The sequence below is a fragment of the Paenibacillus sp. FSL R7-0204 genome (assembly GCF_038002225.1).
In the GTDB taxonomy this organism is placed as follows: Bacteria; Bacillota; Bacilli; order Paenibacillales; family Paenibacillaceae; genus Paenibacillus_AQ.
In genome coordinates this window covers 7,339,016-7,352,676 of sequence record NZ_JBBOCA010000001.1, presented here as the reverse complement: position 1 = coordinate 7,352,676, position 13,661 = coordinate 7,339,016, and the positions used below count along the sequence as shown (strand labels likewise).

General features: G+C 52.0%; 12 protein-coding genes. 8 read left to right on the top strand and 4 right to left on the bottom strand.

What is annotated here, in order from left to right:
- Nucleotides 1-133: 133 nt before the first annotated feature.
- From MKX42_RS31870 to MKX42_RS31835, 8 genes are all read left to right on the top strand, one after another.
- On the top strand, nt 134-523 hold the full coding sequence (locus MKX42_RS31870) for a NusG domain II-containing protein (RefSeq protein WP_340757413.1): 390 nt from the start codon (nt 134-136) through the stop codon (nt 521-523).
- Complete coding sequence (locus MKX42_RS31865) at nt 507-1,070, top strand: Gx transporter family protein (RefSeq protein ID WP_209994599.1); 564 nt, start codon at nt 507-509, stop codon at nt 1,068-1,070. The genes MKX42_RS31870 and MKX42_RS31865 overlap by 17 nt, the downstream gene beginning before the upstream one ends.
- 19 nt (nt 1,071-1,089) lie before the next feature.
- The gene (locus tag MKX42_RS31860; protein WP_340757412.1) at nt 1,090-1,956 is read left to right on the top strand and encodes an ATP-binding cassette domain-containing protein; all 867 of its coding nucleotides are present in this window, start codon (nt 1,090-1,092) and stop codon (nt 1,954-1,956) included.
- Nucleotides 1,932-2,840, top strand: coding sequence for an energy-coupling factor transporter ATPase (locus MKX42_RS31855; RefSeq protein WP_340757411.1), 909 nt, complete (start codon nt 1,932-1,934; stop codon nt 2,838-2,840). Before MKX42_RS31860 ends, MKX42_RS31855 begins: the two co-directional genes overlap by 25 nt.
- Nucleotides 2,833-3,624, top strand: a complete 792-nt coding sequence (locus MKX42_RS31850; protein ID WP_340757410.1) for an energy-coupling factor transporter transmembrane component T family protein — start codon at nt 2,833-2,835, stop codon at nt 3,622-3,624. Before MKX42_RS31855 ends, MKX42_RS31850 begins: the two co-directional genes overlap by 8 nt.
- 21 nt (nt 3,625-3,645) lie before the next feature.
- Entirely contained in the window at nt 3,646-5,571 is a 1,926-nt protein-coding gene (locus tag MKX42_RS31845; protein ID WP_340757409.1) for a peptidase U32 family protein, read from the top strand.
- Nucleotides 5,572-5,740: 169 nt separating this feature from the next.
- Nucleotides 5,741-7,024 carry an aspartate aminotransferase family protein gene (locus MKX42_RS31840; RefSeq protein WP_340757408.1) on the top strand — a complete coding sequence of 428 codons (1,284 nt, stop codon included), beginning with the start codon at nt 5,741-5,743 and terminating at the stop codon, nt 7,022-7,024.
- A gap of 17 nt (nt 7,025-7,041) precedes the next feature.
- A complete protein-coding gene (locus tag MKX42_RS31835; protein WP_340757407.1) occupies nt 7,042-7,926 on the top strand; it encodes a UbiA-like polyprenyltransferase in 885 nt (294 codons plus the stop codon).
- Nucleotides 7,927-8,703: 777 nt separating this feature from the next.
- On the opposite strand, the gene MKX42_RS31830 is transcribed toward MKX42_RS31835, so the two are convergent.
- From MKX42_RS31830 to MKX42_RS31815, 4 genes are all read right to left on the bottom strand, one after another.
- Complete coding sequence (locus tag MKX42_RS31830; RefSeq protein ID WP_340757406.1) at nt 8,704-9,684, bottom strand: polyprenyl synthetase family protein; 981 nt, start codon at nt 9,682-9,684, stop codon at nt 8,704-8,706.
- A gap of 18 nt (nt 9,685-9,702) precedes the next feature.
- The gene (locus tag MKX42_RS31825; protein ID WP_340757405.1) at nt 9,703-10,152 is read right to left on the bottom strand and encodes a hypothetical protein; all 450 of its coding nucleotides are present in this window, start codon (nt 10,150-10,152) and stop codon (nt 9,703-9,705) included.
- A 239-nt stretch (nt 10,153-10,391) separates the two neighbouring features.
- On the bottom strand, nt 10,392-12,269 hold the full coding sequence (locus MKX42_RS31820; RefSeq protein ID WP_340757404.1) for an FAD-dependent oxidoreductase: 1,878 nt from the start codon (nt 12,267-12,269) through the stop codon (nt 10,392-10,394).
- Between the two features lie 49 nt (nt 12,270-12,318).
- Nucleotides 12,319-13,224, bottom strand: coding sequence for an FMN-binding protein (locus MKX42_RS31815; RefSeq protein ID WP_340757403.1), 906 nt, complete (start codon nt 13,222-13,224; stop codon nt 12,319-12,321).
- Nucleotides 13,225-13,661 lie beyond the last annotated feature (437 nt).

Sequence of the window (13,661 nt, the reverse complement as noted above, 5' to 3'; positions counted from 1 at the left end):
TTCGGCTTTGCGTGCCTATTTTGTGAACTGACATGGAATTGCGACAATTAACGACTACATTCATTGAAGGATTGAGGGCAGACCGTTATAATTATTAAGTCTGGATTTTAATTAAAAAATAAGGGAGATTTCTATGAAACGCGCAGATGTGCTGCTAATTTCTATCGTTCTGATTGCTGCGCTCGCTTTTCTCGTGCCAAGATGGCTGTCAAACGATGCTGATAAAGGTGGGCCGGGCAAAGAACTCAAGGCCAATATAACAGTAGATGGTAAGTTATTCAAAACGATAACCCTAACCAAAGAAGAGCAGACTATTGAGGTACGCACTGAGCGGGGCTATAACATTCTGAAGGTGCATGATTACGGGGTTGAGATGTTCGATGCGGATTGTCCGGATAAGGTGTGCCTCGGCTTCGGCTTCATCACGCTGCCCAAGCAGACCATCGTATGCCTTCCGCACCGGGTATTGGTTGAGATTGCAAGTGGGGCCGGGGAGGATGAAGTAGATGGCTATGTCCAGTAGTGAATCGGCTACAGCGCTGAAGCGGACCGTAATTATCGCTATATTCGCTGCTGTTGCTGTGGTGCTGAGTATTGTGGAGGCGCAGATCCCGCTGGCCGGAGTGGGGCTGATGCCCGGGGCGAAGCTGGGCTTCGCCAATATTATGATTTTGACCTGTATTTACTTTTTGCGCGGACGCGATGTTCTGGTGCTGGTGATCCTGAAGACACTGCTGACCGCCTTCCTGCTCGGCACGCTGTCCAGCCTGCTGTTCAGCCTGTTCGGCTCCCTGTTCAGCTTCATTGTGATGTTCGCGCTGGTGAAGCTTGGCCGCAAAAAGTTCAGTGTCATCGGCATCAGCATTGCGGGAGGATTGGCTCATAATACAGGACAACTGCTGGCAGCCTCGTTCGTATTTAATTCAACCAGTATTTTCTATTACCTGCCGGTCCTGCTGATTACCGGTATTATTACAGGCATTGCTGTCGGCTTCGCCGTCCGGTATGTGGTTGACTCGCTATCCAAAATATCCTTGTTTGAAGAGTTCCTGAACGGACCGGGTCACTAGCTGCGGAAGGATGAGTAACATGAATCAAGCGTACAACGATACAAGAACCGCTGAAAAGCCGGCGGTGATTGCCCTTGAGGGCGTATCCTTCGGCTATGATCCGCAGCATCCGATTCTCCATGATATTAATGTGTCGATCCCGCAGGGCCAATGGGTGAGCATTGTGGGGCCTAACGGCTGCGGCAAATCGACCCTGGTCAAACTGCTGAATGCGCTCCTTCCGAAGAGCGCCGGCCATATCTCTGTCTGCGGGCATACGCTGCAGGAAGAGACGGTTCAGTCCATCCGGCAATGCATCGGAATGGTCTTCCAGAACCCCGATAACCAGTTCATCGGCCAGACGGTGGAAGAAGATATTCTCTTCGGCTTGGAGGGACTATGCCTATCCTACGAAGAGATGAAGGAGCGGCTTGAATTCTATACTGGTAAGCTCGGGATCAGCCATCTGCTGTCCAAGCATCCCGGAGAGCTGTCGGGCGGGCAGAAGCAGCGTGTAGCCATCGCCTCGATTCTCTCTATGAAGCCAGGCATCGTCATCTTCGACGAGGCCTCTTCTATGTTGGACGAGGGCAGCCGCGATGAGCTGATGGGGATTCTGCGCGACATGCAGGCAGAAGGCAGCTACACGATTCTGCTGATCACTCATGATGCCGATGAGATTCTGGCGTCGGACCGGGTGCTGGCGCTGCACGGGGGAAGCATCGCGGCAGATGTATCACCTGCGGAGCTGTTCCTTGATGCAGAGCTGCTGGAGAAGTGTCATTTGCGGGAGCCTTATACTTGGCAGCTTGCCCGTGAACTGGAGAGCCGGGGAATTACGGTGGATGTACCCGCCAGCGAAAAGGAGCTTATAGATACACTATGGCAATACAACTACAGCAAGTAAGCTACACGTATGCCGACCGCAGTATGTGGAAGCAGACGGCGCTGCACGGGATTAATCTGGAGATTGCCCAGGGTTCGCTGACTGGAATTGCCGGAGCCACCGGCTCCGGCAAATCTACACTGCTCCAGCTGTTCAACGGCATTCTTAAGCCGACGGAAGGCACAGTGCAGGTGCTGGATGTAACGATAACTGCAGGGGAGAAATCACCGAGGCTGCTTCCGTTGCGGCGGAGGGTAGGCCTCGTCTTTCAATTCCCGGAGCAGCAGATGTTCGAAGATACGGTGGAGAAGGATCTCTGCTTCGGGCCGCTGAACTTTGGAGTCAGCCTGGAGGAGGCCAAGGAGCGGGCGCGCAAATCAATGATGGACATGGGACTGGATCTGGCGCTGCTGGAGCGCAATCCCTTCCGGCTCAGCGGAGGACAGATGCGCAAGGCGGCCATTGCCTCGGTGCTGGCGATGGACCCGGACATTGTGGTGCTGGATGAGCCGACAGCCACCCTGGACCCGGTAAGCCGCGCGGAGCTGATCGCGCTGCTGGAGCGGCTGTGCCGCGAGCAGGGCCGCACGATCATCATCGTGACGCACCGGATGGATGAACTGCTGCCTTATGCTGACAACTGGGTCCTGCTCAAGGAGGGGGAGCTCGCCTTCCAGGGCAGCGGCAGCGAGCTGGCAGCTGATCCGGCGATTCTTGCGCGCTGCGGACTGCGGGTTCCGCAGTCTCTGCGTTACTGGCAGGCTGCCGCCGAGCGCTTCGGTCTTAGCGGCGAGAAGCCGCTCCTTACAGCGGAGGGTCTCGCGGGGCGGCTTGCGGCCCTGCTGGAAGAGCGCCGCACGCTGAATGCTTCCGGCTCGGAAGAAATGGGGGATGGCCATGAATGAGCGTCTGCTGCTGGGCCGCAGCATTGATACGGGCTCCTGGGTCCATAAGCTGGATGCCCGGTCCAAGATTACCGGAATGCTGCTCTATGTTGCCATCATTCTGCTGTCCACTTCCTGGATATCAATCGGGCTGGTTGCGGTCTTTTCCATCGTGGTGATGGCGACGACCCGCATTCCACTGAAGTATTTCATTAAGGCTGCGAAGCCTTTGCGTTATTTGATGTTGTTCATCTTCATCGTACAGGCGCTGTCCGTGAAGGAAGGGGAGGTGCTGTGGTCGCTTGGCTCGTTCTCGCTGCATGCGGGCGGCCTGCGGATGGGGGCATTTTCTGTCATCCGCATGTTATTCCTGCTGACCTTTACCGCGCTGCTGACCTTCACGACAACGCCGGGCAAGCTGAACCAGGGGCTGGAGGGAGTGCTGGCCCCGCTTAAGAAGCTCAGGCTGTCACCCGACCGGATTACGCTGATGATTAGCATCGCGCTCCGCTTCATTCCGACGATTCTGGATGAGGCGCAGATTATTCTGAAGGCGCAGGCCTCGCGCGGAGCAGATCTGAAGGAACTGCCGCTGAAGGAGAAGGCGCGCATGCTCGTTTCACTGTTGGTTCCGGTCATCGCCAGTGCGTTCCGGCGGGCCCAGGACCTGATCTATTCGATGGAAGCCCGGGGCTTCCGCATGGATGCGCCGCGCAGCCGGTATCACCGGCTCAGGTGGGGCGCGGCGGATACGCTTTTTGTTGCTCTGTTCGTTGTACTGGGAGTTGCAGTAGCATTATTGTAAGACATTTAGGGGGATACGGAAATGGCACGTTATTTTAATGGTAAAGAAGTAGAGTTATTGGCACCTGCGGGAACCTTTGAGATCTTCAAGGCTGTCATTGAATCAAAGTGTGATGCGGTGTATTTCGGCGGTCCGGTGCTGAACATGAGAATGATGCGCAAGGGCTACAACTTAAGTCATGAAGAGATTATCGAAGCCCTGAATATCGCCCATAGTATGGACAAAAAAGTATATATCACGGTAAATAATCTGTTCAGCGAAGAGGATGTGGAAGAGGCCAGAGCGTACCTGAGCTTCCTGGACACGGCCCGCCCGGACGCGCTGATCGTGCAGGATATGGCGGTGCTGGAATTGATCCGCGAGATGGGGCTGAATCTGCCGGTTCATGCTTCTGTCATGATGAATGTGCATAATCTGGAGATGATCCATGCGCTGAAGGAGCTGGGTGTCAGCCGGATTGTTACCTCACGGGAGATGGATCTGCAGACCGCCAAGCTGCTGGGCACAAGAAGCGGCATGGAGCTGGAATATTTCATCCATGGCGATATGTGCTCTGTACACGGGGCGAACTGTTATTTCAGCTCCCAGGTGTTCGGAATGAGCAGCAACCGGGGCAAATGCATGAAGCCTTGCCGCTGGGATTACCGGATCAAACGTGACGGCTATGTCTTCCCTGCAGAATATCCGCTGGCGGTGAAGGATATGTTCATGTATGAGCATCTTCCGGAGTTGATAGAATCGGGTATTACCTCCTTCAAAATCGAAGGCCGTATGCGCGATAAGGACTTCATGGTGATGCTGTCCAATAGCTACGGCGATGCGATTGACCGTTATATCGATGATCCGCTGGGCTTCGACCGCACCAAGGATTCCAAAGAGCTGTATAACAACCGTAAGCGCGATTTCTCCACGGCGTATGCTTTTGGCAAACCGGGACTAACGAATATCAACCGCCGTTATGAGGGAACAGGCAAGTTCTACAGCACCGGCAAAGTGTTCAGTACGCCGACTGCCGAGCGTGAGCTGTCTGCGGAGCGGGTGACGGAGCTGCGCGGGCGAATGGCTGAAGACAGACGCAGCATCCTTAACAAGCCTGAGCTGGCAGTGCGTGTGAATAATATGGAGCAGGCGCGCCTCGTACTGGAGATGGGGGTAGACAGCTTGTATCTGCCGGGCGATGTGTTTGAGCCGGACCGTCCGTTTACGAAGCAGGATATTAAGGAGCTTGGAGCGGTAAAAGGTCATACCAAGCTATATCTCGGCCTGCCGCGGATGATGAATGAGCTGCATTTTGACCAGTATGATCATCTGCTGAGCGGAGAGCGGCTGCCGATTGATGGCCTAATCATTACGAACCTGGGAGCGATCCGCCGTTACCGTGGCACCGGTTATCCGATGATGGGCGATGCTAATCTGAATGTCTACAACCATCTGTCTGCCGGGCTGTACGCCGGACTTGGCCTTACTAAGCTGACTGTTTCGCCGGAGATGACGCTGGAGCATTTCGCATCCTTCACCTCACGCAGCGACTTGCCGCTGGAGGTTGTGGTGCACGGAACGCCGGCGCTGATGTATATGGAGCATGATCTGTTCGAGAATACAGAGGTGATGGAGCCGATCGGAGAGGAAGACAACCAATATGTCCGCAATGATGTGCTGGTGCTTAAGACCGACAAGGGCGAGAACCCGGTCTACCGTGACCAATATGGCCGCTGCCATCTGTTGTTCGCCAAGGAACTATGTTATCTCCCGATGCTGAGTGAAATGAACGGCTTGGGGATTGCGAGCTTCCGGATAGAAGGCGCGACATACAGTATCAAGGAGCTGCGCACCATTATTGCTGCTTATCAGGCTGCGATGGATGGAACAAAGCCGGAGGATGATCTGCTGGGCGGACTGAAGCCGGTATATGCGGGGTACACCCTCGGTTCACTGCAATTTAACTAATGCTAATAATTCAATTTTAAAATAAGGCTTCTACGAGTATAATAAGGACATATGGCGCAATTATAAGTAACTTTTTTCACAAACTCATAGACAGCTGTGTCTGGTGTGGTACCAGCCTGCTTAGGCCATTATTGTTAAATCATCAGCGATTGAAAGCGAGGGGAATCTCATGGAACAGAGCGTCATCATTGGAAGAGAAGCGGTAGCTGCCAAAAGAAAGCAGTATTTCTACCCGTGCACCGCACATTTTTACCGGGATGCCCCGCAATTGGTACGCGGAAGCATGCAGTACGTCTACGATGAGAACGGCAAGGAATACACCGACTTCTTCGCGGGAGTCTCTGTGGTTGCCTGTGGCCACTGTAATCCGGCTATTACTTCACGTACGATAGCACAACTGCAGCAATTGCAGCACACCTCGCCGATCTATCTGACTCAGCCGAATGTAGACTTGGCGGAACGGCTGGAAGAAGTGCTGCCGGGCGCGCTGCGCCGGACATTCTTCGTCAACAGCGGCTCAGAGGCGAATGAAGGAGCGCTTCTGCTGGCGCGTATGCATACGGGCCGCAAGGGCTTCATCGCGCTGGAAGCCGGCCTGCATGGCCGGACCAACCTCACCATGAGTGTGACCGGGCTGCAAATGTGGAGAACCGATGCCTACCTGGATGAGGATGTGACGTTCATTAAGCGCCCGTATCATCCGGAATTGACGCTGGAGGAGGCGGCGACTCAGTCCATCCAGAATTTGAAGGAAGTACTCGCTGCCCAGGGAGACACCATCGCTGCTATGATCGTGGAGCCGATTCAGGGGAACGGCGGAATTGTCATGCCTGCGCTGTCTTACTTCCGTGAGGTGAAGGCGTTGCTTGAGCAGTACGGTGTACTGCTGATTGACGACGAAATCCAGACCGGCTACGGCCGGACGGGAGCTATGTTTGCGATGGAGCATTTCGGCGTCGTGCCGGACATTATCAGCATGGCCAAGGCGCTGGGGAACGGAGTGCCCATCGCTGCCTTTTCCGCAACAGATGAGATTGCGGCATCGCTGAACAAGCCTTCCGCCTCGACGTTCGGAGGGAATCCGGTCTCTGCGGCTACGGCGCTGGCGGTGCTGGACTACATCCGTGATGAGCGGCTGGCAGAACGTGCGTCTGAGCTGGGCGGGCAGCTGAAACAAGGCTTGCTTGCTCTCCAGGAGCGTTACCCTGCGTTGATTACCGATGTACGGGGCAGCGGACTTATGCTGGGGGCCGAGCTGGCCGGTTCAGAGACTGAGGACGCTGCGGCTGTGACAGACTATGTGCTGGAAGAGCTAAAGGACCGCGGATACCTGATCGGCAAAAACGGCATAGGCCGCAACGTCCTCGCTTTTCAGCCGCCGCTAGTTGTCACTTCCAGGAATATTGATGCCCTGCTGGATGCACTCCATGAAGTGCTGCAAGCGATCCACTGAGAAAGAGGCCTAACATTATGGTTATCATTAATGCTTTTAAACATACGGCGCTTAAACTGAAAATGTTCAGCGAGCTGGTGATGTTCTCCCATACGCTGTTCTCACTGCCTTTTGCCATCATCTCGATGGTATGGGCGGCGGGAGGCTGGCCTTCCGGCCATATGATGTTATGGGGACTGATCGCGCTGATCGGGGCACGTAACGGGGCGAATGCGTTCAATCGTCTGGTGGACCGCACCTTCGACGGTAACAATCCGCGTACCGCCCACCGGCATCTGCCGCAGCGTCTGCTCGCCGAGAAAGAAGTCATTCTGTTCATTATCATCAATTATGCCCTGTTCATTGTGGCCTCAGGGATGCTGAACCTGCTCTGTCTGGTGCTGTCCCCGGTAGCCATTGTACTGATCTCATCCTACTCTTATACGAAGCGCTTCACCTTCCTCAGCCATCTATATCTGGGCTTCGTGATTGCTTCGGCGCCGATTGGCGCCTGGTTTGCGGTTACCGGGAATATCGCGTTCACGCCATTCGTGATCGGAACCGTGGTGATGCTCTGGATTGCCGGTTTTGATATCATCTACGGGACTCAGGACATTGAGTTCGACCGCAAGAACGGCTTATGGTCCATACCGAGCTTCTTCGGCCTGGAGAACGCGCTGCGGATCTCCAAGGGGCTGCATTTCATTATGGTTATGCTGCTTCTGTTCCTGTACCTCTGGCGTGATCTCGGCTGGATGTATCTGGTCGGCATCGGCATCGCTACGGTACTGCTTATGACGGAGCACAAGATCATTAAGCCTGCTAACCGTAAGCTAATGAAGGTGGCTTCTTATAATTTGAATCAGGTAATCAGTACGGTGATCTTGCTGTGTACGCTGATTGATTATTTTTACGTTAATTAGGCTTGCTGGCGGCGCGTCGGATTGGGGCGCGTGCTGGAGGTTGGGAAGCTGCACTGCGCGGATTTTTGGACTTACGGTCGCTGTTATATTTGGATTTCCTGATTAGAACCGCTGAACGCGGTTGGAATCCGAAATGAGCGTAGAGCGTATGCTTCCGAAGCGAGCTTTCCTGCGGAAAGCTTTTAGGCGGACGCTGCCGCTCCTCCAGTTCCAAAATTCCTCTCCGTTCCGTCCTAACCTCTCCCCAGGCAAGATTAACTTCAAAAAGACAACAGGCCTACCCAGCAGGGCCGGGCAGCAAAAAAGCGCGATAAGCTTAGAGCTTCGCGCTTTTCTTTTTGGGCAGCAACCTTAAGACCGAGACCGAGAACCAACCCCAAACCCCAAACCTGCAACATCCCTGTAGCTAAACACGTTCACGTTCGCTTCGCTGCGTTCACTTGTTTAGCGAAGTGGCAGTAACCATTGGCATGGCAATTGCATTCCGTACATTAGAATCCGGTGAAATTAGTCTTAAAATCGCATCTGTTGCACTTTGTACAGTAGAATTTGCTCAATGGATGTGAAATGGGCACTTTTTCTGAAATCAAATGTACGAAATACAACAGAACGCGTTTGAGCTTAAGAATTGGTGGAATCTATTGTGCAAAGTACAATTATCAGCATTAGATTCCAATGTTCCATCCCTTGAACCCGCCAAGGCAACAAAAAAGAGCCTGATTAAAGGCTCTTGATTGGCGAATAATTACATATAAAGCGCTGGCGGGTTAGGCGAGCTCAGCGGTCACGCCCGGCGAAGTATTGCAGCAGAGTCCTCAGGTCAGCATGCGCCGGGAAGCTGGAGAGCTGCTCCACAATCGCAGCAGCCCGGGCAAGATAGTCCTGGCTGACAGCCTCTGAGCGGGCCAGGGTATCACTGCCCCTTACCAGCTCCAAGACCTGCTCGATGTCTTCAGAAGAAGAGCCAGGGCCTATTCTGCGGATGATACGGGCAAGCTCTGCATCCTGTAAGGCGAAGAGCACCGGAAGGGTAACCTGGCCGTGGCGAAGATCGCTGCCGGCCGGCTTGCCGAGTACATCCGCCGATTGCGTGAAGTCCAGGATATCATCCTGAATCTGGAATGACATCCCCAGCGCTTCGCCGAAATCGTAGAGGAGCTGGGCAGTCTCCGCGCTGCTCTCCGCCGACAATGCACCTACCCGCAGGCAGGTGGCCATCAGCAGTGCGGTTTTGTTACGGGACTTCTCCAGATATTGCTCCAGCGTAAGATCATAATCAAAAGCAAGCTCTAATTGCTGATATTCACCCAGACATAGCTGGGCCGTGGCGACAGAGGATAGATCGTGAACATAACGGTCCTTATCCCCGGTATACTTGCTGAGCAGTTCAATAATGCGGGCAGACATATAATTACCGATATGGACAGCGGATAGAATCCCGGTCTTGATATGCAGCGCAGGCTCACCCCGCCGCAACTCGGCGTTATCAATAATATCGTCATGAATCAATGAGGCCGCATGGATAAATTCAGCCGCAGCGGATAATTGCAGGGTCCGGCGTCCGGCAGGTCTCGGACCAAACCGGCTGCCGACAATAACCATCAGCGGACGGAGGCGTTTACCGCCGGAGCCTGTCAGTTCGAGAATGCTCTGCGCCAGCTGCGACTTTTTGGGAACATCCTTATCACGGGTCACCAGATTCTTAATTTCACGGTTAATTTCATTCAGATCGATATTCAAGGCTTCGTGCAGCTTCATCGTTCATGTTCCCACCTGTCAAATGGCTTTGCTGGTACGGCTTCGTTGTCTGCGCTCCTGAATGAGGAATTCATTGAGCTCCCGGGCCGGATTGTGTTCCGTGAACTCTCCATTTGAACGTTCGATCTGCAATTTTTTGATGGAAGGGGCCATATAGGCTACCAGATCCAGCTCCTTGCATTTCACTGCAAACTGCAGGTAGAAGCTGTACAGGTAATCTCCATCCAAAATGTTACGGGTAAGGTCAGGATGATTTGGGACACATTCCATATGGCGTTGTGCTGCCACGGTAAGAATAGTATAAATGCCTAGCAAATGGGTTTTGCGGTCATACTCCAGATCATGGCGTTCCAGTACCGAGAGCATTTGCTCACATTCTGCCGGAGAGAGAGACAATTGAATTCCGGCAATCTTAGACATTTCAGCCTGAAGCAACCGGAATGTATCTTGGGTGATTTTTTGGTTCACAAGCTTCTCTCCTTCATGTCGGTTTTGCTGGAAGGAAGTCAATCCCTGATTTTCCCTACAAAACCATTTTATTGAAAACGAACATATAAATGTACTTTCACCTCGTTAAACAAGGAGAGTAATGTGTCCTAGGGACACATTACTCTTAAGAATATCCTATTCAGCTTGCAGCAGCGCAGCCTGTGCATACGCCGCTGTTATAAATGAATGTAGGTCTTAACCACCGGTTACCCGGTTCATCAGTCAGTATACAGATACCAGCGCCGGACGAGAGGAATCCTCTTCCACTGCTTCTTGAGCCAAGGAAGAACATAGTAATCCAGGCCGAACACGCTGCCGGAACCGCCGATGCAGGCAATAGCTGCCCCAACATACCAGAGCATTTCTGTTGCTGCCATCTTGGTGGTCCAGATCATAACCGCCATACCTATCGTGGCCAGAGCAGAGATAGCTGTGAACAGACCAACGATCAGCATTACACCGAAGACGATCTCGGCACAAACCATACCGATTTGGAACCATTTAGCGAGGAAGGTGTAAGAACCGTCCGGGTTATAGAACATGAGATCCATGAACCAGTTAGAGATATCATAGATGAAGCCTGGAACCGGAAGAGCTGATACAGCTTCTTTTGCAGTGGATACTGCGGAAGCGGCAGACTGGGCATCTACGGTAGTTTTGACTGCATCCACAGCCTGACTTGCTGCTGATGTGGCGTCTGCATAAGGAGCCGCAGGAATCAGGAAAATCTTATTTGGATCAACCCAAATTTTGCGGATCTTCTCTATACCTTCATATAACCACATTCCCCCGAGCAACATACGGAGCGGAACGAGCCAGAAGTTCGGCGAGCGCTTGGAGAAGTAACCGCCGACGAAGCTCTTGCGGTTCTCCACATGGAAGAACTCGTGCATCATGTATGTCCAGACCTTGTTGAAGCCCACAACCTGGGACAGATAGAACATATTGATGAAATGTTTGGACAACATAGCCATGAAGCCGGTCAGCATGAAGAACTTGCCGGGAAGACCAACGTTCGCTACACCGTAGCGGCTGCCGATCGAAACCATGGTGCCGTGGAAGCCTGGTTTGTATGCTTTTTTAGGCGTACCCTTGATATCAGCAGTGATATTGCCTGCGATAACCGGAGCCGCTTGTTCAGCATTCTCAACCATTTGCGGAACTGGACGCTCTTCGCCTTCAGGGATGAAGAAGATGTTATCCCCTACAACGTATACGTTCTTATGGTCAACACTTTCAAGGTGTTCATTGGTAACAATACGCTTGCGGCCTTGCTGCTGAACATCAAGGTTGCCGACGATTTCGGAGCCTTCAACACCGGCTGTCCAGACGATTGTCTGTGCATCCACGATGTTCTTCTCGCCGAGGGCAACGGAGCCTGCGCCTACTTCGGTGATTTTGGCGCCGGTAACGATTTCTACCTTCAGCTTGCGCAGACGGGCTTCGGCTTTCTGAATCAGCTTATCCGGCAGGATAGGCAGAATCTTCGGAGCCATATCAGCCACGACCAGTCTGACTTCGGAAGGATCAATGAAGAATTCTCTGCAGAGCTCGTCGCGCTGCTCGGCCATTTCACCTACAAGCTCAACGCCGGTAAAGCCGGCACCGATGATTACGAAGGTCAGCATAGCGCGGCGTGTAGCCGGGTTCTTTTCCTTCGCAGCTTTGGTGTACATGTCGCGGATCTGACGCTTCAAGGCAACTGCATCATCGTAGGACCAGAAGGAGAAGGTATTCTCTTCTGCTCCGGGGATTCCGAAGAAGGTTGGCTTGCTTCCTGTGCCGATGACCAGATAATCATAAGCATAAGTGGCTTTGTCGGACTTCAGCTTCTTGTTCTTGAAATCAATGTTGCTGATTTCGTCCAGAACAACATCTACCTTCAGTCCGGCAAAGATTTTCTTCAAGTCAATTTTGATCGAATCCTCAGGTGCGCGATTCGCAGAAACCTCATGCAGCTCAGTCAAAAGAGTGTGGTATGGATTTCGGTCGATCAGTTTGATTTCTACATCTTTGTCGTTCTTAAATTTCTTTGCCAGTTTCTTAGCCGTGAGTACGCCGCCGTAGCCGCCGCCCAAAATGACTATTTTCTTCAAGAGAAACTCACCTCATTCATCTGATTAGCTGCAAAAGGGTAACGAATAATTATTTCGCGCCTTCGAGTGCTTTTTGTGCAAGTGTGAAATATTCACCAACGTGGATAGATACGCCGGAGATTGCGTCTGTTTTACCTTCAGCATCCAGGGTAGGAGCTACGCCTTTGTTCTCAAGGAAGTATTTCTCGGCAAGGGCGATTTCTTCATGCCATTCAGCAGCAGCGCCTCCGGCTTTCATGCCGTATTTGCCGTCTACAGAATATTGTTTCTTATCGTCGCCTGCAGCATTCACACCGCTGAAATTAACAGCTACAACGTTGCCGTTAGCAACAGACAGAGCTACAGTGGACTTCCAGCCGGATTTAGCATCCATTTCGCCTTCAGCAGTATATCCGCCATCTTTGTATGGGCCTGCTTGTGCAGGGCCGGCAGCAAGTGCAGCCTGAGCCGCGCCAACGAAATCACTAACGTGTACGGATACACCGGAGATTGCATCTGTTTTGCCTTCAGCGTTTACAGTGAGAGCAGCAGGATCTTGTTTTTCAATCAGGTAGGCTTCAGCAAGAGCAGCCTGTTCATGCCATTCGGACTTCGCTCCGCCGATTTTTACCAGGCCGTAGTTGCCGTCTTCAGATACTTTTTTCTTCAAATCGCCCGCTTTTTTAACGTTGAAAGCATTCCAGTCAGCTTTGGTGATTTTGCCGCCTTCTACAGTCAGTTGTGTAAAGGTCTGCCAGCCAGTTTCTGGATCGGCATCCACTGTACCGTAGTAGGTTCCGTCCTGGTACTTGCCTGTTTCGGCTGCAGGTGCAGTAGTTGCTTCAGCTGCGGCAGTAGCAGTTGCTACAGGTGCAGTTGTTGCAGCTGCATTCTCAGCTTTGTTGCTGTTGCCACAACCAGCGAGTAAAGTACCCAGCACCAGTGCGCTCGACAAGATTACAGAAGCTTTTTTCATTTTGATATGACCTCCAAGAAAATAGTTTAAAATATATATATTAAAATGTAAAACATTTTAATAGCGGTGGAAGTGATAAAAATCACTTTATAAATGATAAATGTCACTCTCATCTCGGTCTTAAGTCCCTTTTTGTAGCAGGCATACGACATATATCGGCAGACAATAAGAAAAAATTTAATCATATCGTTTCTTCTTCGATGGCATTTTAGCACAAGCTATGGAACTATCATGTGAAAATAATCACTTAAATCATAAATAAATTTACTTCTGAAGTATATCAAATTTTAAGATAGTTGAATAGCTTTTTATAAAGACTTTTATGTGACAAAAGTTGAGTTATTCTGCATGGTTTCACCCGGTTGTAGGTGCAGCCCCTGAACTCCAGGGCGATTCAGCGAAAAGTCATAGGGGTAATAGATCACAAGTAATTATAA

What these genes read in the sequence shown, in the direction of transcription:
- MKX42_RS31870 (WP_340757413.1), top strand. Translation starts at nt 134, where the DNA reads ATGAAACGCGCAGATGTGCTGCTAATTTCTATCGTTCTGATTGCTGCG.
- MKX42_RS31865 (WP_209994599.1), top strand. Translation starts at nt 507, where the DNA reads ATGGCTATGTCCAGTAGTGAATCGGCTACAGCGCTGAAGCGGACCGTA.
- MKX42_RS31860 (WP_340757412.1), top strand. Translation starts at nt 1,090, where the DNA reads ATGAATCAAGCGTACAACGATACAAGAACCGCTGAAAAGCCGGCGGTG.
- MKX42_RS31855 (WP_340757411.1), top strand. Translation starts at nt 1,932, where the DNA reads ATGGCAATACAACTACAGCAAGTAAGCTACACGTATGCCGACCGCAGT.
- MKX42_RS31850 (WP_340757410.1), top strand. Translation starts at nt 2,833, where the DNA reads ATGAATGAGCGTCTGCTGCTGGGCCGCAGCATTGATACGGGCTCCTGG.
- MKX42_RS31845 (WP_340757409.1), top strand. Translation starts at nt 3,646, where the DNA reads ATGGCACGTTATTTTAATGGTAAAGAAGTAGAGTTATTGGCACCTGCG.
- MKX42_RS31840 (WP_340757408.1), top strand. Translation starts at nt 5,741, where the DNA reads ATGGAACAGAGCGTCATCATTGGAAGAGAAGCGGTAGCTGCCAAAAGA.
- MKX42_RS31835 (WP_340757407.1), top strand. Translation starts at nt 7,042, where the DNA reads ATGGTTATCATTAATGCTTTTAAACATACGGCGCTTAAACTGAAAATG.
- MKX42_RS31830 (WP_340757406.1), bottom strand. Translation starts at nt 9,684, where the DNA reads ATGAAGCTGCACGAAGCCTTGAATATCGATCTGAATGAAATTAACCGT.
- MKX42_RS31815 (WP_340757403.1), bottom strand. Translation starts at nt 13,224, where the DNA reads ATGAAAAAAGCTTCTGTAATCTTGTCGAGCGCACTGGTGCTGGGTACT.